Origin of the sequence: Pseudomonas sp. MWU16-30322 (assembly GCF_020515535.1) — a bacterium.
Taxonomy (GTDB): Bacteria; Pseudomonadota; Gammaproteobacteria; order Pseudomonadales; family Pseudomonadaceae; genus Aquipseudomonas; species Aquipseudomonas fluorescens_H.
Genome location: NZ_JAIWYL010000011.1, coordinates 37790 through 59789, shown reverse-complemented (window position 1 = coordinate 59789; position 22000 = coordinate 37790). Strand labels below are relative to the sequence as shown.

Sequence of the window (22000 nt, the reverse complement as noted above, 5' to 3'; positions counted from 1 at the left end):
TTGCGGTGCGCCGATCATGCCGTCTCCTTCTCCCTTGAAAATCATTCTGGCCATGACCTTCGTGGTCAGTTGCTGGGCCTATTCGCCGACCGGCATTCACATCGGCCTGCAGGCGTACGACCCCGGGCATCTGGCGTTGCTGCGGTTTCTCCTGGCGTCGCTGTTCATGGCTGTGATCGCGGCGTTCAAGGGCATTCGCCTGCCGCAACGGCGCGACGTGCCGCTGTTGTTCGCTCTGGGATTTTTTGCCGTCAGCCTGCATCACGTGGCGCTGAACATCGGCCAGCAAAGCGTCAGTGCCGGCGCCTCCAGCGTACTCGCGCAGTCGAGCCCGTTGTTCAGTACGCTGCTGGCACGCTACGTGTTCAAGGATCAGGTCAGTGTCTGGCGTTGGGGCTGCGTGTTGCTGGGGCTGGTCGGCGTGGTGATCGTGGTCAGCGCCGATCAGGGCCTGGGGCAGATCGACGCGCATGGCTTGCTGATTCTACTGGCGGCGCTGTCATGGAGCGTTTATTTCGCCCTGCAAAAACATCACGCCCGGCGTTATGACGGCTTCAGTCTGGCCTGTTATGCGGTGTGGTCGGGGACGCTGCTATTGCTGATTTATCTGCCGGGGCTGGGTGCGGCGGTAGTCAAAGCACCGCTTCGAGTACAGTGGGCGGTGCTGGCGCTAGGGGTATTTCCCAGTGCACTGGCCTATCTGGCCTGGGGCTTTGTGCTCAGGCATGTGGATTTGAGCCGGGCGACGATGACGCTTTATCTGATACCGCCGACGGCGATGGGGATTGCTTCAGTGGGCCTTGGCGAGCAGCCGGCGCTGATGGTTCTGATTGGCGCGGCGGTGGTGTTGTTCAGTGTGCTGGCGTTGAATCTGGAGCGGCGGGTGGAGGGTCGACCGGTTGAGGTCTGATCGAGGTTTTTTACTGAGGCTGATGACCCCATCGCGAGCAGGCTCACTCCTACAGGGGGATGCGTTCTGCCTGTGGGAGCGGGCTTGCTCGCGAAAGGGCCGGCGCAGACTATAAATATCTCATGCCGGGTTTGCCTCAGCGCCTGTCATCCGACAACGGCGTCGGCTCATCCGCCGGCGGCACATCGTCGTCCGCCGCCGGGTCCTTCCAGTCTTCCGGCCGATCGGCATCACTCAGCGGATCACGCCCCGGGTTCATGCCCGGCGGCGCATCGTGATCGGCCAGCGTCGGCTCGTCCGTGCCGGGCACCGGACGGGTGGGATCGGTCGGCAGCACACCACCTTGAAACAGCAAATCGTTAGCCATGACACACCTCACCAGGGAGGTCCGGAGAACCCGGGCCATACTGCTTGGAAGCGTGCCTGCGCAGGCGGTGCTATCGAACAGACCAACGGCAATCAGCCCTGCGCACTGAAACGGTCGCGACTGTTGGTCAGGTGCAGCCACATGGCCGCGCGCGCGGCATCCGGATCCTGACGCTTGATCGCATTCAAAATCGCTTCGTGTTCGAGATTGGCCAACTGCCCCAACTTGCTCAGATCCGCCGCGCCCCGCTCGGCGGCATTGAGCCGCTGACGCGGAATCATCGCGCTGCCCAGGTGCTGCATGATTTCGCTGAAGCAGACGTTGCCGGTGGCTTCGGCGATCAGCAGATGAAAGCGTCGGTCGGCCTCGACGCAACTGTCGTTGCTGTCCAGCAGACGCTGATAGTCATCCAGCGCCTGACGCATTTGCAGCAATTGCTGCTCGCTGCGCCGTGACGCGGCCAACGCCGAGGCCTGCGTCTCCAGGCCCATGCGCAATTCAAGAATGCTGCGCACCCCGAGAGCGGTATCGACATTCAACCGCAAGCCCTGCTCCGCAGTGCGCTCGATGACGAACGTGCCGATGCCGTGCCGCGTTTCGACCAGTCCCGACGCCTGCAATTTGGAAATCGCCTCGCGCACCACTGTGCGACTGACACCGTGCTCCTGAACGATGGCGTTCTCCGACGGCAGCTTGTCGCCGGGTGACATCTGGCCGAGCAGAATCTTCTGGGTGAGTTTTTCCACCAGGTCGTGCGCAAGGTTATGCGTGCGTTTAGGCGCGGGGGCGTCGAGGTCTTCTTGCATGATCGGTTCCGGGCATCGGGGCTCGCGGATCGTAGCACTACGCAGTCGCTGACGAGATTGATTTTAGCGCTAAAATCGCCTCCATCTTGTATGACAACATGCAGGAAATCTGGATTTCAGCCTCAAAGAGTCGGTTGAGCACATTTAAAAAAATCGAAAAATGGTCGCTGAAAAAAGAAAGCAATGACCGAAAAACCCAATAAACCCGGCTGCTCTTGCTAAAAAGACATAAGAAACTAGCCTGCCAGATGAATTTAGTCGCCCTACCCCACTTGTAGGACAAAAAATTCAAGTTGTATGATGTCTATCAACAAAGCAGCACCCAGCACTATCCCCGCATAAAAATAATCAGTGGGAGAAAAACAAGTGAAAACCTCCGTCTCCGGGATGAACGAGGGCGTCGATTCGACACTCGCGTCCGCCATCTCGAAAGTGAAACGCCACGTCCTGCCGCTCTTCGTGATCATGTTCATCGTCAATTACATTGACCGGGTGAACATCGGTTTCGTCCGCACTCACATGGAACATGACCTGGGCATCGGGGCTGCCGCCTACGGCTTCGGCGCCGGTCTGTTCTTCATCGGTTACGCGCTGTTCGAAGTCCCGTCCAACATGCTCCTGCAGAAAGTCGGCGCGCGTATCTGGCTGACCCGCATCATGCTCACCTGGGGTCTGGTCGCCGCCGGTATGGCGTTCATCCAGAACGAAACGCACTTTTACATCCTGCGTTTCCTGCTCGGCGTGGCCGAGGCCGGATTCTTTCCCGGGGTGATCTACTACTTCACGCGCTGGCTGCCGGGTGCCGAACGCGGCAAGGCAATCGCGATTTTCCTTAGCGGCTCAGCGGTCGCCTCGCTGATCTCCGGCCCGCTGTCCGGGCTGCTCTTGCAGATCAATGGCCTGGGCCTGCACGGCTGGCAGTGGATGTACTTCATCGAGGGGATGTTTTCCGTGGGGCTGTGTGTGTTCGTGTGGTTCTGGCTCGACGCCAAACCCCACGACGCAAAATGGCTGACCCGCGCCGAACAGGACGCACTGGTCAGCGCCATCGATGATGAACAGAAGGCCCGCGAAGCCGCGACGCCGATCCGCCCATCGATGGGCAAACTGCTCAAGGACCGGCAGATCATCCTGTTCTGCCTGATCTACTTTTTCATCCAGCTGACGATCTACGCCGCGACGTTCTGGCTGCCGAGCATCATCAAGAAAATGGGCGAGATGAGTGACTTCCAGGTCGGGCTGTTCAACTCGATTCCGTGGTTGCTGTCGATCATCGGCATGTACGCTTTCGCCGCTTTCTCGGCCAAGTGGAAGCACCAGCAGGCCTGGGTCGCGACCGCGCTGCTGATTGCGGCGGCGGGGATGTTCATGTCCACCACCGGCGGGCCGATTTTTGCCTTTGTCGCGATCTGTTTTGCTGCGCTGGGCTTCAAGTCCGCTTCATCGTTGTTCTGGCCGATTCCCCAGGCCTATCTGGATGCGCGAATCGCTGCGGCAGTGATCGCGCTGATCAACTCGGTGGGCAACCTCGGCGGCTTCGTCGCGCCAACCACCTTCGGCTTGCTCGAAGAGCACACCGGCTCGATTCAGGGCGGCCTCTATGGCCTGGCCGCGACCTCGATCATCGCCGCGATCATCGTCTTCGCCGCGCGCACCACACCAAAACCCTCTGCAGACCTCGCCGTGGCGGAAGCCGCGCCGAAGCACGCCTGAATTCTGTCTTATTAGGATAAAAATCATGACCGCACACGACACGACCAAAGCGCCGATCATCACCGACATGCAGGTGATTCCGGTGGCCGGCCACGACGGCATGCTGCTCAACCTGAGCGGCGCCCATGGGCCGTTTTTCACCCGCAACATCGTCATCCTCAAGGACAACGCCGGGCACACCGGCGTCGGTGAAGTGCCCGGTGGAGAGCGCATCCGTCAGACGCTGGAGGACGCCCGCAGCCTGGTGCTCGGCAACTCGATCGGCAACTATCAGAAAATCCTCAATCAGGTGCGTCAGACCTTCGCCGAGCGTGATGCCGGCGGCCGTGGCCTGCAGACCTTCGACCTGCGCATCACCATTCACGCAGTGACCGGACTCGAAGCCGCCCTGCTCGACCTGCTCGGCCAACACCTCGACGTACCGGTCGCGGCGTTGCTCGGCGAAGGCCAGCAGCGCGATCAAGTGAAGATGCTCGGTTATCTGTTCTACGTCGGTGACCATCGCGAAACCAGCCTCGCCTACCGCAGCGAACCGGATGCCAATAACGACTGGTTCCGCGTGCGACACGAGAAGGCCATGAGCGCCGAAGCGGTGGTGCGTCTGGCTGAAGCGGCCCAGGCGAAATACGGTTTCCAGGACTTCAAACTCAAGGGCGGCGTGCTCAGTGGCGATGCGGAAATCGAAGCGGTGACGGCCCTGGCCGAACGTTTTCCCGAGGCGCGCATCACCCTTGATCCGAACGGCGCCTGGTCACTGAAGGAAGCGATTCGTCTGTGCCGCGATCAGCATCACGTGCTGGCTTACGCCGAAGACCCCTGCGGTGCGGAAAACGGTTACTCGGGGCGTGAAGTCATGGCCGAATTTCGCCGCGCCACCGGACTGAAGACGGCGACCAACATGATCGCTACCGACTGGCGCGAGATGGGCCACGCGATCCAGTTGCAGTCGGTGGACATCCCTTTGGCCGACCCGCACTTCTGGACCATGCAAGGTTCGGTGCGTGTCGCGCAACTGTGCCATGAGTGGGGCCTGACCTGGGGTTCGCACTCCAACAACCATTTCGATATTTCTTTGGCGATGTTTACCCATGTCGCGGCAGCGGCACCGGGCGATATCACCGCCATCGACACGCACTGGATCTGGCAGGACGGCCAGCGTCTGACCAAAGCCCCGCTGCAGATTGTCGACGGCTGCGTGCAAGTGCCGCAAAAGCCGGGTCTTGGGGTGGAGCTGGACATGGATCAGGTGGGCAAGGCTCACGAACTCTACAAAGGCATGGGCCTCGGTGCGCGGGATGACAGCGTGGCGATGCAGTTTTTGATTCCGGGATGGACGTTCGATAACAAGCGGCCGTGTCTGGTGCGCTGACATTCTCAAGCTCACCGTACTTCAAATGTGGGAGCGGGCTTGCTCGCGAAAGCGGTGTGTCATTCAACTCAAATATTGACTGACACGCCGCCTTCGCGAGCAAGCCCGCTCCCACAGGGGGGGATTTGTATCAGGCAGAGATTTGTAGCAGCCAGTTTTTGAACGCAGTCATCGCTGCCGTCTCCGGCCGCGACTGCAAGCGCGTCAGCCAATAACTGCCGGTGGTGATTTCAATCGCAAACGGCTGGCGAATCACGTCCGCCGCCAGTTGCCGGGCGAACATCAGCGGTGGCGCCAAGGCCACCCCGCTGCCCTGCAGCGCCGCTTCCATCATCGCCAGCGACGAATCGAACACAATGCTCTGCGGCGGTGCCGCGTGGGTGGCCAGGCCTGCGGCGTGAAACCACTCCGGCCACTCATCGGTGCGATAGGAACGCAGCAAGCGTTGTTGCAGCAGATCGCCCGGGGTGTGCAGCTGCCGGGCAATTTCCGGTACGCACAGTACCGATAGTGGAGCGTCGAGCAGACGCGTTGCCTCGATGCCATGCCACGCTCCGGCGCCAAAACGAATCGCGTAATCCAGACCTTCGGCGGCGACGTCGACACGATTGTTGTTGGTCGACAGCCGCAAATCTATGAGCGGATGTTTCGCCTGGAAGTCTGCCAGTCGCGGCAGCAGCCAACCGACCGCAAAGGTTCCTACGGCGCCCACGGTCAACATTTCCCGATACTGACCGCCGGCCAGCCGCTCGAGCATCTGCGCGATATGATCGAACGACGTGGTCAACACCGGCAGCAGTGTTTCCCCTTCACTGGTCAGCATCAGCCCACGGGGCAGGCGTTTGAACAGGGTGACATTGAGCTGCGCTTCAAGGCTTTTGACCTGATGGCTCACCGCCGCCTGGGTCACGCACAGTTCCACGGCGGCGCGGGTAAAGCTCAAATGCCGTGCCGAGGCTTCGAACGCGCGCAGTGCATTGAGCGGCAGTTGAGGTCGAATCATCCCAGTCCCAAATTTTTCTAATGGCTCATGCGAAATATCATCGTTTGTCGACGAGTGCCAGACTGCCTAAATTGTCGGCGCTGATCAGCTGCCCAACATTGCAATTGCCCGCAGTCTAGCGGGATAACACCCTCAACACTCATGGAGAGTGGTTCATTTATGTCATTCATCAATCCGAGCAAAGTCATTTCCTGCAGCGCATTCGGCCTGTTTTTCGGCACCGCAGCGTGCATGGCTGCCACGCCCAGCGACGAGCAACTGCAAGCCCTGGTACAAAAAGCCGTTACCCCGGTGATGCAGCGGCAGAACATCCCCGGCCTCGCCGTGGCCATCACCGTCAACGGCCAGCCGCATTACTTTAATTACGGCGTCGCCGCCAAGGATACCGGGCAGAAAGTCAGCGAAAACACCCTGTTCGAAATCGGCTCGGTGAGCAAAACCTTCGCCGCGACCCTGGCGGGCTATGCGCAGGCGACGGGCAAACTGGACCTGCCGACCAAGGCCAGCCAGATCTGGCCAGAGCTCAAGGGCAGCGCCTTCGATGGCATCAGCGTGCTGCAACTGGGCACCTACAGCGCCGGCGGCCTGCCGCTGCAATTCCCTGACGAGTGGGACTCGGCGGACAAGATGCTCGGCTACTACCAACAGTGGAAACCGAGCTTCCCGGCCGGTAGCCAGCGCCTGTATTCCAACCCGAGCCTGGGCCTGTTCGGTTATCTGGCCGCCAAGACCCTCGGTCAGCCATATGATCAGGTGATGAGCGAAACCCTGCTGCCGAAACTCGGCCTCAAGCACACCTTCATCCAGGTGCCCGCGTCCGAAGCCAAGCTTTACGCCCAAGGTTACGACAAGAAAGACCAACCGGTTCGGGTCAGTCCAGGCGCACTGGATTCCGAAGCCTACGGTATTAAAACCAGTGCTGCGGATCTGCTGCGGTATGTCGAGGCCAACCTGAAACCGGCCAGCCTTGAAGCGCCGTTGCAAAAAGCTATCGCCGCGACCCACACCGGTTACTACACCGTTGGCGACATGACCCAAGGCCTGGGCTGGGAGCGTTATGCCTACCCGATCAGCCTCGATAAATTGCAGAACGGCAACTCGACGCCGATGGCCATGCAAGCGCACAAGGTCAAATGGCTGGCATCGCCACAGCCTGAACCGGCCAACGTGCTCTACAACAAAACCGGCGCGACCGGTGGCTTCGGCGCCTATGTGGCGTTTGTGCCGTCGAAGGATCTCGGCATCGTGATCCTGGCGAACAAGAATTATCCGAATGCGGAACGGGTGAAGATTGCCCACGAAATATTCAGCGCCCTGACTGACTGATATTGAAACGGTGGCGAGGGGATTTATCCCCTCGCCACAAACGGGCAATAAAAATGGGCGACCCTGTAGAGGTCGCCCATTTTTTTGATTCAGGCCATGCCGTCAATCATCCGGCATTTCCGGTGGCTTGCTCGGTTTCGCGGGTTTGGTTGGCTTGGCGCCCTTCTCGCCTTTCTTGGCTGCCGGTTCGGCGGCAGTGGCCTTGGTATCGGCGACCGTCGGTGCGCTGATTTCCTTTTCGCTGGCCGGCAGCGCATCAACCGTGTCGAAGATTTTCTTCAGGTCCACCGACTTCGCTTCATCGCCCGAGGCCGAAAGTTTGATTTCGCCGTCCTTGCCGATCAGGAACACTTTCGGGTACGCGCCGGCACCGAGTTTCAGCGAACGCAGCAAAGCCATGGTGTCTTGCTGGCCGAGGTCTTTGCCATCGAGCTGACCGGCCATATTGAGGATGGTGTAGACCTTGATGCTGCGGTCAGTCACACCTTTCTTGTTCGCCGGATCGTCCAGCGATTTTTTCAGCCCCACCCACACCGGGTCGACGGTGCTTTGTGCGATTACGATCAGAGGTCGGGCCCGTCCCATATCCCCGGCTATGGGCGAGTCGTTTTCAGCGGCGAACAAGGGGCCGGCAATCGCCAGCAAGAGTGTCAGGGTCAGTGACCTGATGAGCATGCGCATCTCCTTTTGATATCCACGCTCTAATGATTGCGCATCGTGGCGATTGTTCCGGGGTCGTGCCCGGCAAATATGTTTCGCCTTGTCAGAAGCTTAGGTCAGCCCCGTCATTGCGCAACCGCATCGGCGTAATCGTGACGCGGATTTGATTACCTTTTGTGAGCGCATTAGGGTGGTCGTTCTGCCCACGAAATGGAGTTCACCCCATGCACATCGACTACCTGTGCGATCACCCGCATTTGATTGAGGAACTGGCCGAACTCAATTTCAAGGAATGGGGCGAGTTCCGTCCCGGCGACACCCTTGCAGCCCGCACCGAGCGGATGCGCGCCGCCTGCGGCAAGGGAGCAATTCCCAGCGTGGTGGTGGCCATTGAAGACGGCAGATTGCTCGGTGGCGCGCTGTTGATCGACAGTGACATGAAGATCCGTCCCCAACTGACGCCATGGCTGGCGGGCGTCTACGTGAAATCAGAAGAACGCGGGCGCGGGATTGCTTCGCAGCTGGTCAACAGGATCGTCAATGAAGCGGCGGCGTTGGGGGTGACTGAGTTGTATCTGTACACCGACGCCGCGCAATCGCTGTATGCGCGGCTGGGATGGGAGGTGGTCGAGGATCTGGTTTACGAAGAACTGCCGGTGACCGTCATGAAATTCAACATCGCTCCTACAGGGAACCGTGGCGTTTCGACGGGGCTGGATCAGAACGCCAGTTTGTAGCCGATCAACAGCAGCATGGTCGCCAGGCACGGGCGCAGCAATTCATCGGAAATGCGCCCGGTCAGGTGGCTGCCGAGCCAGATGCCCGGCAGCGAACCCATCAGCAGGAACCCCAGCACGCCCCAATCCATGTTGCCCATGCTCGCATGGCCCAGCCCCGCAACGAGGGTCAGCGGTACGGCGTGGGCGATTTCGGTGCCGACCAGACGCCGGGTCGGCAACAGCGGGTAGAGGATGAACAGCGCGACCGTGCCCAAGGCGCCGGCGCCGATTGAAGTCAGGGCGACCATGGTGCCGAGGATCAGGCCGGTGATCACCGTCATCACGTTCAGGCGCGCGCCGCTCGGGTTGTAGTTGCCGCCAGCGCGTTTGTGGGCGAATTCGAGGAGGCGCTTCTTGAACAGAATCGCCAGCGCCGTGGCGAACAGCACCCAACCCAAGGCTTGTTTGATGATTGCGTTCATTGCGTCGGGCGCGGTGTGCAGGGTGCTGAGAAACCACAAGGTCATTGCCACCGCTGGCACGCTGCCGAGGGTCAGCCAACCGGTGATGGCCCAGTCGATGTTGTCGTTTTTCTTGTGCACCAGCACGCCACTGGATTTGGTAATGGCTGCGTACAGCAGGTCAGTGCCCACCGCTGTTGCCGGGTTGATGCCGAACCACAGCAGGATCGGCGTCATCAAGGAACCACCGCCGACACCGGTCATGCCGACAATAAAACCCACCACCAGCCCGGCAATCACCAGGCCGAAATTTACCAATTCCATTAAGACGTCCAGTAAAAACGACAGGAAAAATCTGGCCCGCAGCATAGCGATTTTTCATATAACCACATATATCAATGCGGTCTATCGTTATGCCTTCTAGCCACACCGCCTTATTCTGTGTGGGAGCGGGCTTGCTCGCGAAGGCAGTGTGTCATTCACGTAGATATCGACTGACACGCCCTCTTCGCGAGCAAGCCCGCTCCCACAGGGGTTATAGGGTGCCAGGTAGATCAATGCACGCGCCGGCCCGGTTTGAAACTGTGATGACGGTTGATCCAGACCGTCGCCAGCGCAATCAGCGACAGGATCAACAGCGCCCACGGAAACGACATCGCCCCCGCCCGATCAAGCAGCAGCCCGCCAAACAGACCGCCGCCGGCAATCGCCACGTTCCAGGAGGTGGTGAGCATCGCCTGCACCACGTCGACATGCTCGCCAGCCGAATCCGCTGCAGCCGTCAGCAGCAACGTCGCCGAGCCACCAAACGACAAGCCCCACACGGCCATGCAGATGTAGATCAGCCACGGCGACGGTGACATCAGCGCCAGCACCAGGGCGGTCACGGCAAACACCGCGAGGCTGATCAGGGTCAGCCAGCGCAACCAGCGATCCACCAGCAGGCCGATGATCCAGATCCCGACCAGCGAACACAGACCGAACACCAGCAGCACCAGATCGACCCGCTCGGCCAGCCCGGCCTGCATCAGGAACGGCGCAATGTAGGTGTAGAGAATGTTGTGCCCGAGCATCCAGGTCAGCACCACGAACAGCACTGGCCGTACGCCCGGCAGACGCAGCGATTGCAGCAGCGGCAGGCGTTCGGCGCTGGTCTGGCCCGGACGATCGGGCACCGCCAGCATGATCCACGCCGCCAACACCAATGCCAGCGCCGACATGATCCCGAACGAAGCGCGCCAACCGATCAGGTTGCCCAGCCAGGTCCCCGCCGGTGTGCCCAGCGACAGTGCCACTGGGGTGCCGAGCATGGCGATCGCCAACGCCCGCCCCTGCTGATGCGCCGGCACGATCCCGCGGGCGTAACCGGCCATGATCCCCCATGACAGGCCAGCTGCCATCCCGGCCAGAAACCGCGAAGCGAGGGTCAGACCGTAATGGCTGGAGAACGTGGTGATGGTGTTGAACACCAGGAAACCGCCGACCGTCATCAGCAGCACCCGCCGCCGTGGCCAGCCCCGGGTGGCGACGGTCAGCGGAATCGCCGCGACGATCGAGCCCAGCGCATACAGCGTCACCAGTTGCCCGGCGAGCACTTCGCTGACCCCAAGCCCGGCGCCGATTTGCGGCAGCAGCCCGGCCGGCAGGGTTTCGGTGAGGATGGCGATGAATCCGGTCATGGCGAACGCCAGCAACGCGGCATAGGGCAGTTTTTCTGCACGGGGGGCGTGGTCGAGGCGGGTGAATTCGGTGCTTGCGGAGTCGGTCATGACAGGTGCAGCTCCCTTTGGATCAATAGTAGCGATGGATTGTATACAAAAATCCCACTCACAATTTGATCAATGTGGGAGCGAGCCTGCTCGCGAATGCGGTGGATCTATCAAAGATTCAGCGCCTGGCAGATCGCTTTCGCGAGCAGGCTCGCTCCCACATTGGATCTCCGCACTTACTGCACCGGCAGGAAATTCAAGAACAGCAGACTCTGCGCGTAATTCAGGCCGATGCGCCGGTAGCGCTCATCAAGCATCTGCGTCAGCAAGTCTAGGCGCGCGACGATCTTGCCGAATTCGGTGGCGAAACTCAGGTTGCTGCCCTCCTCCGAGATTTCGTTGGAGAACAACAAAGGCTGGCCTTCCTTGTTCTGGCGCTGGGACAGAATCCACGTGGCTTTCTCGATGTTGCGCGCGGCGTTGTGGACGAAGGTCGGGTTGATCGCATCGGTCATGTAAAACTCGACGCGGTTGCCATGGGCGGTGACCAGCATGCTGCCGATGGCATAGATGAAGGCGCCGACCCGATCCCCGAGAAACTCCGGACTCATCGCATAGCTGAGCGCCGCCAGATCTTTGCGCCCGCCCAACACCGGTAACGGTTGCTGCTGCTCGACGGCCAGGCGCACCTGTTTCACCGCCGTGTTGATGTCGAGGAAGCCCGACTTGCGCAGTTCTTCCGGGTTGCGCAAATACAGCTTGCCCATCAGGCGATACAGACTGTTGAGGTTGTCGCGCATCGCCAACGTGGCCATGCGGTCGACGCTGGTTTGCAGGAATTCCTGCGGTTGACCGTCGCGCATCTGCGCGAAAAAGCCATTGCCGTCCTGATGCGTGCAACCGCTGACAAACAGCGACGACAGACAGGCCAGCAACAGGCACGGGCGGCGAACGAATCGGGCGATCGGGGGAAAAACTCTCGGCATGAATTCTCGAACAGGCACATTCCTGCGCGGCGGGCGTCGCCGCATCCTGGCCATGGATAGAGCCGCCGAATCCGGAAAAGTGCAGCGCTGGCACGATTTCCCGACCTTCGGCAACTATTTAGTATGACTTTATATTTGCACTAAACCTTTAACCGGCTATAAATTCTGACTCAACCCACAATTAGCATGACTATTACCCTGTTTTGAAAACAACAACAAAAAGGAAGGTCAACCATGCTTCAATCACGTCACCTGCTATCCGGCCTCGGACTGTCCCTGATGATCGCCACCCTCTCCGCCAACGCGGCCGGCCTCAGCGCCGAACACAAAGCCTTCGGCAAAACCAATGACGGCACGCCCGTCGAGCAATACATCCTGCGCAACAGCCACGGTATGCAGGCGACCGTCATCACCTACGGCGCCACCCTGCAATCGCTGCTGGTGCCGGACAAACACGGCAAAGCCGCCGATGTGGTGCTGGGCTTCGACGATGTCCAGGGCTACCAGAAAGGCACGGCCTATTTCGGCGCGACCATCGGCCGTTTCGGCAATCGCATCGCGGACGGCGCGTTCGAACTCGACGGCAAGCGGTATCAGGTGCCGCAGAACGACAAGTCCAACGCCTTGCATGGCGGCACTGTGGGCTTTGACAAAAAGGTCTGGAAAGCCGAGCCCGTCACAGACAAGGATTCCGTCGGCGTGACCCTGACCTACCTGTCGGCGGACGGCGAAATGGGCTTCCCCGGCAATCTCACCACGCAGGTGACCTATCGCCTGACCGACAGCAACGAACTGCGCATCGACTACAAGGCCAGCACCGATAAACCGACGGTGCTCAACCTGACCAACCACAGCTACTTCAACCTCGCCGGCGCCGGCAATGGCGACGTGTTGAAACAAGTCGCGACCCTGCACGCCAGCCGCTATACACCGGTCACGGCCAAGCTGATCCCGACCGGCGAACTGGCACCCGTGGCCGGCACGCCAATGGACTTCACCAAGCCCACCGCGATCGGCACGCACATCAAAGCCGATCACCCGCAGCTGAAATTCGCCGAACCGAAACAGGGCGGCTTCGATTTCAACTGGGTGCTGGATACCAAAGGCGATGTGAGCAAGGTCGCCGCCGAGGTCAGCGATCCGCAGTCCGGGCGGCATTTGCAGCTGTTCACCAGCGAGCCGGGGGTGCAGTTTTACACCAGCAACTTCCTCGACGGCACGGTCAAGGGCAAGGGTGGCAAGGTCTATCCGCACTGGGGCGCGTTTACCCTGGAGACTCAGCATTATCCGGACTCGCCGAATCAGCCGGATTTCCCAAGTACGCGTCTCGATCCGGGACAGGCTTATACACAAAGCGTCGTCTTGAAATTCACCACAAAATAACTGACCTCACTCATCTCCTGTGGCGAGGGAGCTTGCTCCCGCTGGGGCGCGAAGCGGCCCTGGCTTTTCATTAAGTTGGAAAGCAGCGGCCTGCTGCGCAGTCCAGCGGGAGCAAGCTCCCTCGCCACAGGTTCATCGCCCTCCATTGGAACCCCTGCGCTATTCTGCTGCCCACTAAGGTATCGACCATCAGCACAGGAGGTTTGAATGCGTACCCTTGAACTGGCAGGCGTGCAGGTTCCAGTGATTGGCCAGGGCACCTGGCGCATGGGCGAAGATCGCTCGGCGCACCCGCGTGAAGTGTCCGCGCTGCGCCAAGGCATCGAACTGGGCATGACCCTCATCGACACGGCGGAAATGTACGCCGAGGGCGGTGCCGAAAGCGTGGTCGGCGAAGCCATTGCCGGTCTGCGCGACCAAGTGTTTCTGGTGAGCAAGGTCTACCCGCACAACGCCAGCCGCAAAGGCATCCCCCAAGCCTGCGAGCGCAGCCTGCGCCGGCTCGACACCGATTACATCGACCTCTATCTGCTGCATTGGCGCGGCCAGTATCCGCTGGATGAAACCGTCGAAGCGTTCGAACGCCTGCGCGAGGACGGCAAGATCGGCCGCTGGGGCGTGTCGAATTTCGATGTCGATGACCTCGAAGAACTGGCCAACCCGGCGTGCGCCACCAATCAGGTGCTGTACAACCTGGAAGAGCGCGGCGTCGAATTCGATCTGCTGCCATGGTGCCAACAGCAGCGCATGCCGTTGATGGCGTACTGTCCGATTGGCCAGGGTGGCGCGATGCTGGCTGAACCGGTGCTGAACAAGATTGCCACTCGTCACAACGTGACCCCGGCACAGGTTTCACTGGCGTGGATTCTGCGTCAGGATGATGTGATTGCGATTCCCAAGGCTGTGCGACCGGAACACGTGCAACTCAATGCACAAGCGGCGCAGTTGCAACTGGATGCCGGGGATCTGGCGGCGCTGGACCAGGTATTTAAAGCGCCACAACGCAAGCAGCGGCTGGCTATGGTCTGAGTCGCTGCCGGCTGGCGAGGGCTTCGTCATGAGAAGCACTGATCAGTGCGACCCGTTCAATCTTCAACGTTTCGTCCAGGCCCAGGACCCGGTATTCGAACGGATCCAGCGCGAACTCGACGAGGGGCGCAAGCGCAGCCACTGGATGTGGTTTGTGTTCCCGCAGTTCGCCGGGCTGGGCGGCAGCGAAATGTCGCGGCGCTTCGCCATTCAGTCTGCCGAGGAAGCCGAGGCTTACCTGGCCCATGACCTGCTCGGCGCTCGACTGCGCACCTGCACGCAGTTGGTGCTGAACATCCGTCAGCGCTCGATTGCCGAGATTTTCGGCCACCCCGATGACCTGAAGTTTCACTCCTCGATGACGCTGTTTGCCCAGTTTGGCGCCGAGGACAGTCTGTTCAATCAGGCACTCGAGCGTTACTTCCACGGCATCCTCGACGAATGGACCCTGCAACTGCTGGACTCAAAACAGGCCCAGCTGCCCCCCGATCAGGGTTGAGAAATCGTCGTCGACGAACGGCAGAATTGCATCCGCCACCGGCTGCAGCTGGCGGGTGATGTAGTGGTCGTAGTCGATGGCGGCGCGGCGCACTTCCAGCGGTTCCGGCCCGGCCAGGGTGATCACGTAACTGATCCAGCCGCCGTTCTGATATTGCCGCGGGCGCCCATGCTGCGCGTTGTAATCGTCGGCCAGCCGCGCCGCGCGCACATGCGGCGGTACGTTGCGTTCGTAGTCGTCGAGGGTGCGGCGCAGGCGTTTGCGGTAGACCAGTCGTTCATCGAACTCGCCGGCCAGAGTCTTGCGCACGTAATCGCGCACGTAATCCTGATACGGCTTGCGCTGGAAGATCCGCTCGTAGAGTTCCTGCTGGAACTGCCGTGCCAGCAGTGACCAGTCGGTGCGCACGGTTTCCAGGCCCTTGTAGACCATTTCTTCGCTGCCGTCGGCGCGGGTCACCAGTCCGGCGTAGCGCTTTTTGCTGCCCTCCTCGGCGCCGCGAATGGTCGGCATCAGAAAGCGCTTGTAGTGAGTTTCGTACTGCAATTCGAGGGCACTTTGCAGGCCGTACTCCTCGCGCACATGCTCGCGCCACCAGTCGTTGACGTGCTTGACCAGCGCCTGACCGATCTGCGCCGCTTCCTCCTGCCCGTGAGGACGGCGCAGCCAGACGAAAGTCGAGTCGGTGTCGCCGTAGATCACCGCGTGGCCCTGCGCTTCGATGAGCTGCCGCGTGCGCAACATGATCTCGTGGCCGCGCAGGGTGATCGACGACGCCAGACGCGTATCGAAAAACCGGCAACCGCTGGAACCGAGCACGCCGTAGAAGGCGTTCATGATGATTTTCAACGCCTGCGACAGCGGCGCGTTGTGCTCGCGCTTGGCGGTCTCGCGGCCCTCGGCGACGCGCGCGACAATCGACGGCAGGCAATGCCGGGTGCGCGAGAATCGGGCGCCGCGAAACCCCGGCACTGAATCGGCATCGTCCGGGTGTTGCAGGCCTTCGATCAGCCCCACCGGGTCGATCAGAAAGGTGCGGATGATCGACGGATACAGGCTCTTGTAATCGAGCACCAGCACCGACTCGTACAGCCCCGGCTGCGAATCCATGACGAAGCCGCCCGGGCTGGCCTGCGGCGGATTGGTGCCCAGATTCGGCGCGACGAAACCCTGGCGGTGCATCAGCGGCATATACAGGTGAGTGAACGCCGCCACCGAGCCACCGCTGCGATCCGCCGGCAGCCCGGTGACGCTGGCGCGTTCAAGCAGAAACGTCAGCAACTCGGTCTTGGCGAAGATCCGCGTGACCAGTTCGCAGTCCTTGAGGTTGTACTTGGCCAGCGCCGGTTTGTCCTCGGCGAACATGCGGTTGATTTCGTCCATGCGCTGGTACGGGTTGTCGATCGCCTTGCCCTCGCCGAGCAGGGTCTGCGCGACGTTTTCCAGGCTGAACGAGGGAAAACTCCAGGTCGCCGAGCGCAGCGATTCAATGCCGTCGATGATCAGCCGCCCCGCCGCCGAGGCAAAGTAGTGCGTGCGGCTACCGTGTTCGCGCCACTGCATCTCTTCACCGCCGCGACCGATTTTCAGTGGCACGCCGAGGCGCCGCGCATGTTCGTGGAGGATGCGCAGGTCGAACTGCACGACGTTCCAGCCGATGATTGCGTCGGGATCGTGGCGGGCGAACCAGTCGTTGAGTTTCTTCAGGATCACGGTGCGCGAGTCGCAGTATTCGAGATCGAAGTCGACGATGCTCGCGTCACCGTTTGGCGCGCCGAGCATGTACACCTGACGCTGGCCGCAGCCTTCCAAAGCAATGGAATACAGTTCGCCGGTTTCGGTGGTTTCGATGTCCAGCGAGACCAGGCGCAATTTCGGCCGGTATTTGGGATCGGGCTTCAGTTGGGCGTTGAGCAAGACGCCGTCGGCATCGGCAGTGCCGCTGAACAGCACCGGCGCGGTGATGAAGCGCTCCATCAGGTAGCGTTCCGGCGGGCGCACGTCGGCTTCATAAACGTCGACACCGGCGCGGTTGAGCGCGGTTTCCAGGCGCATCAACTGGCCGTGTTGCTGGCAATACAGGCCCAGCACCGGGCGATGCTCGAAATCCTCCAGGGCCAGCGGGCGCAGTTCGACGCTCTTTTCGTCGTGCAGCAGGCGTTCGGCCGCTTCACGCTGTTCGGCGGGGATAAACGCCACCGAGGTCTGCGGCGCCAGGCGCACACGGCGCGGCCCGGCGTCGGTCGCCAGCCAGAACTCGACTTCGGTGCCGGCCGGGGTATCGCGCCAATGCCGGGTCAGGACGAAGCCCTGCTGTAAATCCACCACTGCAACCTCAGGAATTGAATCAGAGGGGCATTCTACGCTGCCCTTCAAGCGATAACCCCATTCCCTGTGGTGAGGGAGCTTGCTCCCGCTCGGCTGCGCAGCAGTCGTAAAACCAGGCAATGCGGTGCATCAGGCAAACCGAATTCTCAGGGTTTGGGCCTGCTACGCAGTCCAGCGGGAGCAAGCTCCCTCGCCACAGGGTTGGAGCAAAGCCGGAAAAACCGGCAAATGACGTTTTTTGCGTGCTATCTGCCGCTTTGCCACCTTGCTCTGCGCGCCAGCGTCTACGATGCTTGGAGAACAACGACAACACCTGAGTAACCGCCATGAAGACCGTCGCCCAACTGCTCAAGCTCAAAGATCAGAAAAATCAGGAAGTACACCAGATCAAACCCGGTCACATGGTGCTCGAAGCGCTGATGAAGATGGCCGAGAAAAACGTCGGGGCCTTGCTGGTGGTGGAGAACGACGAAGTGCTGGGCATCATCAGTGAGCGTGACTACGCGCGCAAACTGGTGCTGCACGGGCGTTCCTCGGTGGGCACACCGGTGCGCGACATCATGGTTTCACCGGTGATCACCGTGGACACCCACCAGACCGTCGACACCTGCCTGAGCATCATGTCCGACAAACGCCTGCGCCACCTGCCGGTGGTGGAGAACGGCAAGCTGATCGGTCTGTTGTCGATCGGCGACCTGGTAAAAGAGGCGATTGCCGAACAGGCGGAGCTGATCAAACAGCTGGAGCAGTACATTCGCGGGGAATGATCACCTTTCGCGCGAGCACTGCAAATCACCTGTGGGAGCGGGCTTGCTCGCGAAGGCGGTGGGTCAGTTAGAGAGGTTTCGACTGATCCACCGCCTTCGCGAGCAAGCCCGCTCCCACATTGGTTTATGGGGTGTTCAGGACGGCCAATGCCGGGCAAATACCGGCGCCAGCACCGGATGCCGGTCAATGCGCTGCAACCACGCATGAAACCCCGGCCGCGTCTGGCGCAGATGCTCGCGACTCCCCGCCCAGCGCGTCACCACGGCCGCGAGCACGTCCAGTGCTCCCGGCTTTTCGTCGTCCAGATACAGCTCGGCGGAAAACTGGTCGGCGAACACCTCCCAACTCCAGTGCAAACGCTCGCGGGCACCGGCCATCAGGTTTTGCCGTGAGGCCTCGTCGGGCATCACCAGCCAGCGCTCGGGGTAATCGATGACGCCGATGGCCGCGTAGCAATTGCTGACGATGTAGACCATGCCGCGAATCGCCTGGTCGCGATCCCCCGGCTTGGCCGGCAACAGACCGGAATCGGGAAAGCTCAGGCCCAGGTGAATCAGAATCGCCACACTCTCGGTGATCGCACTGCCATCGGGCAATTGCAGGGTCGGCACCTGCTTCAGTGGATTGAGCAGCGCCAGTGCCTCGGCGGCTTCGGTCGAGGCCTGGCTATCGATGAAGCGGTAGGCGATCTGGCACAACTCCAGCGCCGCTTCGATCGCGGCAGCACCTGAATTGAGATGTCCGTAAAGTTGATACATGTCCCCTCCTCGATCTCGACAGGTCTGGTGTAGCCCTATTTATAGCGGGTGTATCGGCTTTGGCACATTTTTTCCATGCACTCGCGACTTGCGAATTCAAACCTCGCAAAACAGCGCTGGCGGTGCCCATCCCGCACCAAGAGCAATCATCGAGCGCTATCCGCGTTCTTGTAAGGTGCGATACCGAACCAAAAGTTCGCGTATCCGAGCTGGCAACAAGGAGGTCACTGCGTGAATCTTCAATCGTTCTGCCGCATTACTACTGCCTGTGGGTATCAATTGGCGCAACGCCGAGTTCACCGCCACAGTCCCGGTAATCAATACATCTATCTTATTACCTGAACCGACAGTCCTGCACTGCGTCTGGCGGCATTGGCTGCGCCAGCGGCAATACACTATTTATTTTTTAAATACACCTCATGAAGTTATTGCACAAACGATCAATCAATGACTAGCAACAGGATTGTCGAACAATAACTTAAGGGTTTTTGTTATTGCACCAAAAGCGCACTCCCGAGCATAACTAACCAACATTTAAAACAGTGATTTCAATTGAACAAGAACAAGGAATACAGCCTGTGACCCGCTAATCCATTGACCCGCACCAAATCAGTCCGCCGCGCACCATCAAGTGCCTTGGCAGACTCGACTTCAGCGGCTCTATCTGGCTGATCCGCCGGATACAGCGCCAGGCCTGACTCGCCTGTAAAAAAGCCCCGGGATTCGGGGCCGTGGACAGTCACGCATTAAAGAAAACTTGGCCCGCCAGTAAAACTTATATAAATGCGACACGGGTAACAGCCATGAAATAACCGCTGTACATTTGCGCAACATTTGGCACAGCGGTTGCAAAACAAAATTTGAGTAATCAACTGTAGGAGCTGCCGAAGGCTCGGGCCGCTCCTACATAAAGCACAAGAACAACCAGGGAATGGCTAATGAACACTCGAAGTCGATGGCTCTAAGCCAGTAACTGTAAGCAAGCCCTGTTCAATAGATAGTTCAACTATCGGCTTGCGTACACCCAAAAGAAAGTTTCACCCACCCACTCGAACATCAACCAATTGTTCGGACGGCACCTTATTGCCCTTCATCAACCCGAGGGAGCTTTAATGAACGATGCGGTAAAGCACAGAACCCTGCCGGGGCCGTTACGGGAAGCGCCAATCCCGCCGCCACCGGACAGGCCGGTCTTCGCAGCCAACACGTCGCAACCCGGCGGGTTGAATAAACAGCAGATGCTGTTGCTGGTAGCGGTATCGGCGCTGATACACGGCGGCGCCTGGTGGTTTCTCCAGCAGACTCGACCCGAGCCACTGCCGACACCGCCGCAGATCCCGGAAATGACTGTCGAGCTGAGCAGCCCGACACCGCCTGCGCCGCCCACGCCGGAGCCACCACCGCCACCCCCTCCACCTCCTGAGCCTGAACAACCGGTGGAAGACGAAGACGCGGTCAAGCCACCGCCCAAACCGGTGGAGAAGCCCAAGCCGATCGAAAAGCCGAAGCCGCTCGAAAAGCCCAAACCGGTGAAGAAAGTCGAGCCGCCGAAAGCTCCGCCTGCCCCGGCACAACCGGCCGCTCCCGCTGCGCCGGCGACACCAAGCGCGCCACCGGCCCCTGCCGCCGCGCCCGGCCCGGTCAAGGAATCGGCAGCGATTTCCGGTCTCGCCAGCCTCGGCAACCCGCCGCCGGAGTACCCGTCGCTGGCGCTGCGGCGCAATTGGGAAGGCAGCGTGGTGCTGCGCATTCAGGTGCTGGCCAACGGTCGCGCCGGTTCGGTCACGGTGACCAAGTCCAGCGGCAAGCCGCAACTGGATGACGCCGCCGTCGCGGCAGTGAAGAACTGGAAATTCATTCCGGCCAAGCGCGGTGACACGCCGATTGACGGCTTCGCCACCCAGACCATCGATTTCAAATTGCCGCAATAACGGCAGACCCAACTCATAACCGACTTAATGCAAGCGAGGTGTAGCCATGAACTCTTCACTGTCTTCGATGATTGTCCCCGGTGTGCTCTGGGGCCTGGTGCTGTTTTCCGTGGTCAGCTGGGCAATCCTGCTGGTCAAGTCGGCGCAATACCTGCGCCAGAAAGCCCAGAACAAACAGTTCAGCAAAGCCTTCTGGGGCGCGCCGGATCTGCTCACCGCCGCCGAACACGCCAGCCAGTATCCGGGCTCGCTGGCGCGCATCGCCAGCAGCGGTTTCGAAGCCTTGCTGGTGGAAGAATCGCCGCGCACCACGCAACAACTGGCGCACACCATCAACCGTTCCGATCGCCTGGAACGCAACCTGCGCCAGCAGATCCAGAAAGAACGCCGCTCCCTGGAAAACGGTCAGGCGATCCTCGCCAGTATCGGCAGCACCGCGCCGTTCATTGGTCTGTTCGGCACCGTGTGGGGAATCATGGAAGCCCTGCAAAGCATTGGCGAAACCGGTTCGGCCAGCCTTGAGGCGGTCGCCGGCCCCATCGGCCATGCACTGATCGCCACTGGCGTGGGGATCGCCGTCGCGGTGCCGGCGGTGCTGATTTACAACTTCTTCCTGCGCCGCCTGAAACTCGCCTCGGCGGACATGGATGACTTCGCCCACGACTTCGACGCCCTCGCTTCACGCAGCGCGTTTTCCATCAGCCGTCAGGCCATCGCCAGCAAAACCACAGCCGCCGTGCGGGAGGCCAGCTGATGTCCTTTTCCACGCAAGACAGCGATGAAGTGCTCAGCGAAATGAACGTCACGCCGCTGGTGGACGTGATGCTCGTGCTGCTGGTGGTGTTCATCGTCACCGCGCCGCTGATGACCAACGCGATCAAGGTCAACCTGCCGAAAACCGACGCCGTCGCCCCCGCCGAGAAGAAAGACCCGGTGGTGGTCAGCGTCGATCAGGACGGCAAGTTCTACCTGGCAAAAACCGAACTGGCGCCGGAATCGCTGGAAGCCAGCCTCAAGGAGGTCAAGGCCAAGGACGCCGAAGTGCGCGTGCAGCTGCAGGCCGACGCCAACGTCAATTACGGCCAGGTGGCCAAGGCCATGGCGTCCATCGAGCGCTCGGGCATCAGCAAGATTTCGGTGATGACCACCCACTGAGTGCGGTGCCGGGCGCGCATTGAGAAGCGCGCCCGGCACCGCTGAAGAATCCCGTCGCAATCAGCCGACCGAAAAAACGCAACGCGTGTTCGGAGGGGATCGGCTTGCTTGAAGAAAGTG

21 protein-coding genes are annotated in these 22000 nt (G+C 60.5%); 12 read left to right on the top strand and 9 right to left on the bottom strand.

Features of this window, described 5'->3' with window-relative positions; all coding sequences use genetic code 11:
• The first annotated feature begins 16 nt into the window (after window positions 1–16).
• Window positions 17–910: a DMT family transporter gene (locus LCH64_RS22190; RefSeq protein ID WP_226501266.1), complete on the top strand. Its 894-nt coding sequence runs from the start codon at window positions 17–19 to the stop codon at window positions 908–910.
• 136 nt (window positions 911–1046) lie between these two features.
• Here LCH64_RS22190 and LCH64_RS22185 read toward each other — a convergent pair whose 3' ends face one another.
• Window positions 1047–1277, bottom strand: a complete 231-nt coding sequence (locus tag LCH64_RS22185) for a hypothetical protein (RefSeq protein WP_226501265.1) — start codon at window positions 1275–1277, stop codon at window positions 1047–1049.
• A gap of 92 nt (window positions 1278–1369) precedes the next feature.
• On the bottom strand, window positions 1370–2083 hold the full coding sequence (locus LCH64_RS22180; RefSeq protein WP_226501264.1) for a FadR/GntR family transcriptional regulator: 714 nt from the start codon (window positions 2081–2083) through the stop codon (window positions 1370–1372).
• Window positions 2084–2449: 366 nt separating this feature from the next.
• On the opposite strand from LCH64_RS22180, the gene LCH64_RS22175 reads away from it, so the two are divergent.
• Together LCH64_RS22175 and gudD are read left to right on the top strand one after the other, a co-directional pair.
• Window positions 2450–3796 (top strand): MFS transporter, encoded by a 1347-nt coding sequence (locus tag LCH64_RS22175; protein WP_226501263.1) that lies wholly within the window; start codon window positions 2450–2452, stop codon window positions 3794–3796.
• Window positions 3797–3821: 25 nt separating this feature from the next.
• Complete coding sequence (gene gudD, locus LCH64_RS22170; protein ID WP_226501262.1) at window positions 3822–5165, top strand: glucarate dehydratase; 1344 nt, start codon at window positions 3822–3824, stop codon at window positions 5163–5165.
• A 130-nt stretch (window positions 5166–5295) separates the two neighbouring features.
• Here gudD and LCH64_RS22165 read toward each other — a convergent pair whose 3' ends face one another.
• Window positions 5296–6168 (bottom strand): LysR family transcriptional regulator, encoded by an 873-nt coding sequence (locus tag LCH64_RS22165; protein ID WP_045122372.1) that lies wholly within the window; start codon window positions 6166–6168, stop codon window positions 5296–5298.
• Window positions 6169–6327: 159 nt separating this feature from the next.
• Between LCH64_RS22165 and ampC the strand changes: the two genes are divergently transcribed.
• Complete coding sequence (ampC, locus tag LCH64_RS22160; RefSeq protein ID WP_226501261.1) at window positions 6328–7494, top strand: class C beta-lactamase; 1167 nt, start codon at window positions 6328–6330, stop codon at window positions 7492–7494.
• 102 nt (window positions 7495–7596) lie between these two features.
• Here ampC and LCH64_RS22155 read toward each other — a convergent pair whose 3' ends face one another.
• Window positions 7597–8169, bottom strand: coding sequence for a DUF4174 domain-containing protein (locus LCH64_RS22155; protein ID WP_226501260.1), 573 nt, complete (start codon window positions 8167–8169; stop codon window positions 7597–7599).
• Between the two features lie 209 nt (window positions 8170–8378).
• Between LCH64_RS22155 and LCH64_RS22150 the strand changes: the two genes are divergently transcribed.
• Window positions 8379–8891, top strand: a complete 513-nt coding sequence (locus LCH64_RS22150) for a GNAT family N-acetyltransferase (RefSeq protein WP_226501259.1) — start codon at window positions 8379–8381, stop codon at window positions 8889–8891.
• On the opposite strand, the gene LCH64_RS22145 is transcribed toward LCH64_RS22150, so the two are convergent.
• The 3 genes from LCH64_RS22145 to LCH64_RS22135 form a co-directional block, all read right to left on the bottom strand.
• Window positions 8873–9658, bottom strand: coding sequence for a sulfite exporter TauE/SafE family protein (locus LCH64_RS22145; RefSeq protein WP_226501258.1), 786 nt, complete (start codon window positions 9656–9658; stop codon window positions 8873–8875). The two genes, LCH64_RS22150 and LCH64_RS22145, sit on opposite strands and share 19 nt — an antisense overlap.
• A gap of 230 nt (window positions 9659–9888) precedes the next feature.
• Entirely contained in the window at window positions 9889–11103 is a 1215-nt protein-coding gene (locus LCH64_RS22140) for an MFS transporter (protein ID WP_226501257.1), read from the bottom strand.
• 176 nt (window positions 11104–11279) lie between these two features.
• Window positions 11280–12029 carry a hypothetical protein gene (locus LCH64_RS22135; protein WP_003223587.1) on the bottom strand — a complete coding sequence of 250 codons (750 nt, stop codon included), beginning with the start codon at window positions 12027–12029 and terminating at the stop codon, window positions 11280–11282.
• Between the two features lie 234 nt (window positions 12030–12263).
• Between LCH64_RS22135 and LCH64_RS22130 the strand changes: the two genes are divergently transcribed.
• From LCH64_RS22130 to LCH64_RS22120, 3 genes are all read left to right on the top strand, one after another.
• Window positions 12264–13412: an aldose epimerase family protein gene (locus tag LCH64_RS22130; RefSeq protein WP_226501256.1), complete on the top strand. Its 1149-nt coding sequence runs from the start codon at window positions 12264–12266 to the stop codon at window positions 13410–13412.
• Window positions 13413–13619: 207 nt separating this feature from the next.
• The gene (locus LCH64_RS22125; RefSeq protein WP_003223583.1) at window positions 13620–14441 is read left to right on the top strand and encodes an aldo/keto reductase; all 822 of its coding nucleotides are present in this window, start codon (window positions 13620–13622) and stop codon (window positions 14439–14441) included.
• A 28-nt stretch (window positions 14442–14469) separates the two neighbouring features.
• Window positions 14470–14940: a DUF1810 domain-containing protein gene (locus LCH64_RS22120; protein WP_226501255.1), complete on the top strand. Its 471-nt coding sequence runs from the start codon at window positions 14470–14472 to the stop codon at window positions 14938–14940.
• Here the strand turns inward: LCH64_RS22120 and LCH64_RS22115 are convergent.
• Window positions 14905–17265, bottom strand: a complete 2361-nt coding sequence (locus LCH64_RS22115) for a DNA polymerase II (RefSeq protein WP_226501254.1) — start codon at window positions 17263–17265, stop codon at window positions 14905–14907. The genes LCH64_RS22120 and LCH64_RS22115 overlap by 36 nt on opposite strands.
• A gap of 329 nt (window positions 17266–17594) precedes the next feature.
• Here LCH64_RS22115 and LCH64_RS22110 point away from each other — a divergent pair, with 329 nt between their 5' ends.
• Entirely contained in the window at window positions 17595–18035 is a 441-nt protein-coding gene (locus LCH64_RS22110; RefSeq protein WP_045122370.1) for a CBS domain-containing protein, read from the top strand.
• Between the two features lie 135 nt (window positions 18036–18170).
• Here LCH64_RS22110 and LCH64_RS22105 read toward each other — a convergent pair whose 3' ends face one another.
• The gene (locus tag LCH64_RS22105; protein ID WP_226501253.1) at window positions 18171–18794 is read right to left on the bottom strand and encodes a glutathione S-transferase N-terminal domain-containing protein; all 624 of its coding nucleotides are present in this window, start codon (window positions 18792–18794) and stop codon (window positions 18171–18173) included.
• 1112 nt (window positions 18795–19906) lie between these two features.
• Here LCH64_RS22105 and LCH64_RS22100 point away from each other — a divergent pair.
• The 3 genes from LCH64_RS22100 to LCH64_RS22090 are packed head-to-tail and all read left to right on the top strand — an operon-like array spanning window position 19907 to window position 21880.
• The gene (locus LCH64_RS22100) at window positions 19907–20725 is read left to right on the top strand and encodes an energy transducer TonB (protein ID WP_226501252.1); all 819 of its coding nucleotides are present in this window, start codon (window positions 19907–19909) and stop codon (window positions 20723–20725) included.
• 46 nt (window positions 20726–20771) lie between these two features.
• Window positions 20772–21479, top strand: coding sequence for a MotA/TolQ/ExbB proton channel family protein (locus LCH64_RS22095; RefSeq protein ID WP_003223576.1), 708 nt, complete (start codon window positions 20772–20774; stop codon window positions 21477–21479).
• Window positions 21479–21880 (top strand): biopolymer transporter ExbD, encoded by a 402-nt coding sequence (locus LCH64_RS22090; protein WP_003223575.1) that lies wholly within the window; start codon window positions 21479–21481, stop codon window positions 21878–21880. Before LCH64_RS22095 ends, LCH64_RS22090 begins: the two co-directional genes overlap by 1 nt.
• Window positions 21881–22000: the final 120 nt, after the last annotated feature.

Excerpts from the sequence above, each read along its gene's own strand:
- gudD (WP_226501262.1), top strand. The coding sequence starts at position 3,822 with ATGACCGCACACGACACGACCAAAGCGCCGATCATCACCGACATGCAG.
- LCH64_RS22180 (WP_226501264.1), bottom strand. The coding sequence starts at position 2,083 with ATGCAAGAAGACCTCGACGCCCCCGCGCCTAAACGCACGCATAACCTT.
- LCH64_RS22190 (WP_226501266.1), top strand. The coding sequence starts at position 17 with ATGCCGTCTCCTTCTCCCTTGAAAATCATTCTGGCCATGACCTTCGTG.
- LCH64_RS22155 (WP_226501260.1), bottom strand. The coding sequence starts at position 8,169 with ATGCTCATCAGGTCACTGACCCTGACACTCTTGCTGGCGATTGCCGGC.
- LCH64_RS22110 (WP_045122370.1), top strand. The coding sequence starts at position 17,595 with ATGAAGACCGTCGCCCAACTGCTCAAGCTCAAAGATCAGAAAAATCAG.
- LCH64_RS22145 (WP_226501258.1), bottom strand. The coding sequence starts at position 9,658 with ATGGAATTGGTAAATTTCGGCCTGGTGATTGCCGGGCTGGTGGTGGGT.
- ampC (WP_226501261.1), top strand. The coding sequence starts at position 6,328 with ATGTCATTCATCAATCCGAGCAAAGTCATTTCCTGCAGCGCATTCGGC.
- LCH64_RS22135 (WP_003223587.1), bottom strand. The coding sequence starts at position 12,029 with ATGCCGAGAGTTTTTCCCCCGATCGCCCGATTCGTTCGCCGCCCGTGC.
- LCH64_RS22185 (WP_226501265.1), bottom strand. The coding sequence starts at position 1,277 with ATGGCTAACGATTTGCTGTTTCAAGGTGGTGTGCTGCCGACCGATCCC.
- LCH64_RS22140 (WP_226501257.1), bottom strand. The coding sequence starts at position 11,103 with ATGACCGACTCCGCAAGCACCGAATTCACCCGCCTCGACCACGCCCCC.
- LCH64_RS22130 (WP_226501256.1), top strand. The coding sequence starts at position 12,264 with ATGCTTCAATCACGTCACCTGCTATCCGGCCTCGGACTGTCCCTGATG.
- LCH64_RS22095 (WP_003223576.1), top strand. The coding sequence starts at position 20,772 with ATGAACTCTTCACTGTCTTCGATGATTGTCCCCGGTGTGCTCTGGGGC.
- LCH64_RS22125 (WP_003223583.1), top strand. The coding sequence starts at position 13,620 with ATGCGTACCCTTGAACTGGCAGGCGTGCAGGTTCCAGTGATTGGCCAG.
- LCH64_RS22100 (WP_226501252.1), top strand. The coding sequence starts at position 19,907 with ATGAACGATGCGGTAAAGCACAGAACCCTGCCGGGGCCGTTACGGGAA.
- LCH64_RS22150 (WP_226501259.1), top strand. The coding sequence starts at position 8,379 with ATGCACATCGACTACCTGTGCGATCACCCGCATTTGATTGAGGAACTG.
- LCH64_RS22090 (WP_003223575.1), top strand. The coding sequence starts at position 21,479 with ATGTCCTTTTCCACGCAAGACAGCGATGAAGTGCTCAGCGAAATGAAC.
- LCH64_RS22165 (WP_045122372.1), bottom strand. The coding sequence starts at position 6,168 with ATGATTCGACCTCAACTGCCGCTCAATGCACTGCGCGCGTTCGAAGCC.
- LCH64_RS22120 (WP_226501255.1), top strand. The coding sequence starts at position 14,470 with ATGAGAAGCACTGATCAGTGCGACCCGTTCAATCTTCAACGTTTCGTC.
- LCH64_RS22105 (WP_226501253.1), bottom strand. The coding sequence starts at position 18,794 with ATGTATCAACTTTACGGACATCTCAATTCAGGTGCTGCCGCGATCGAA.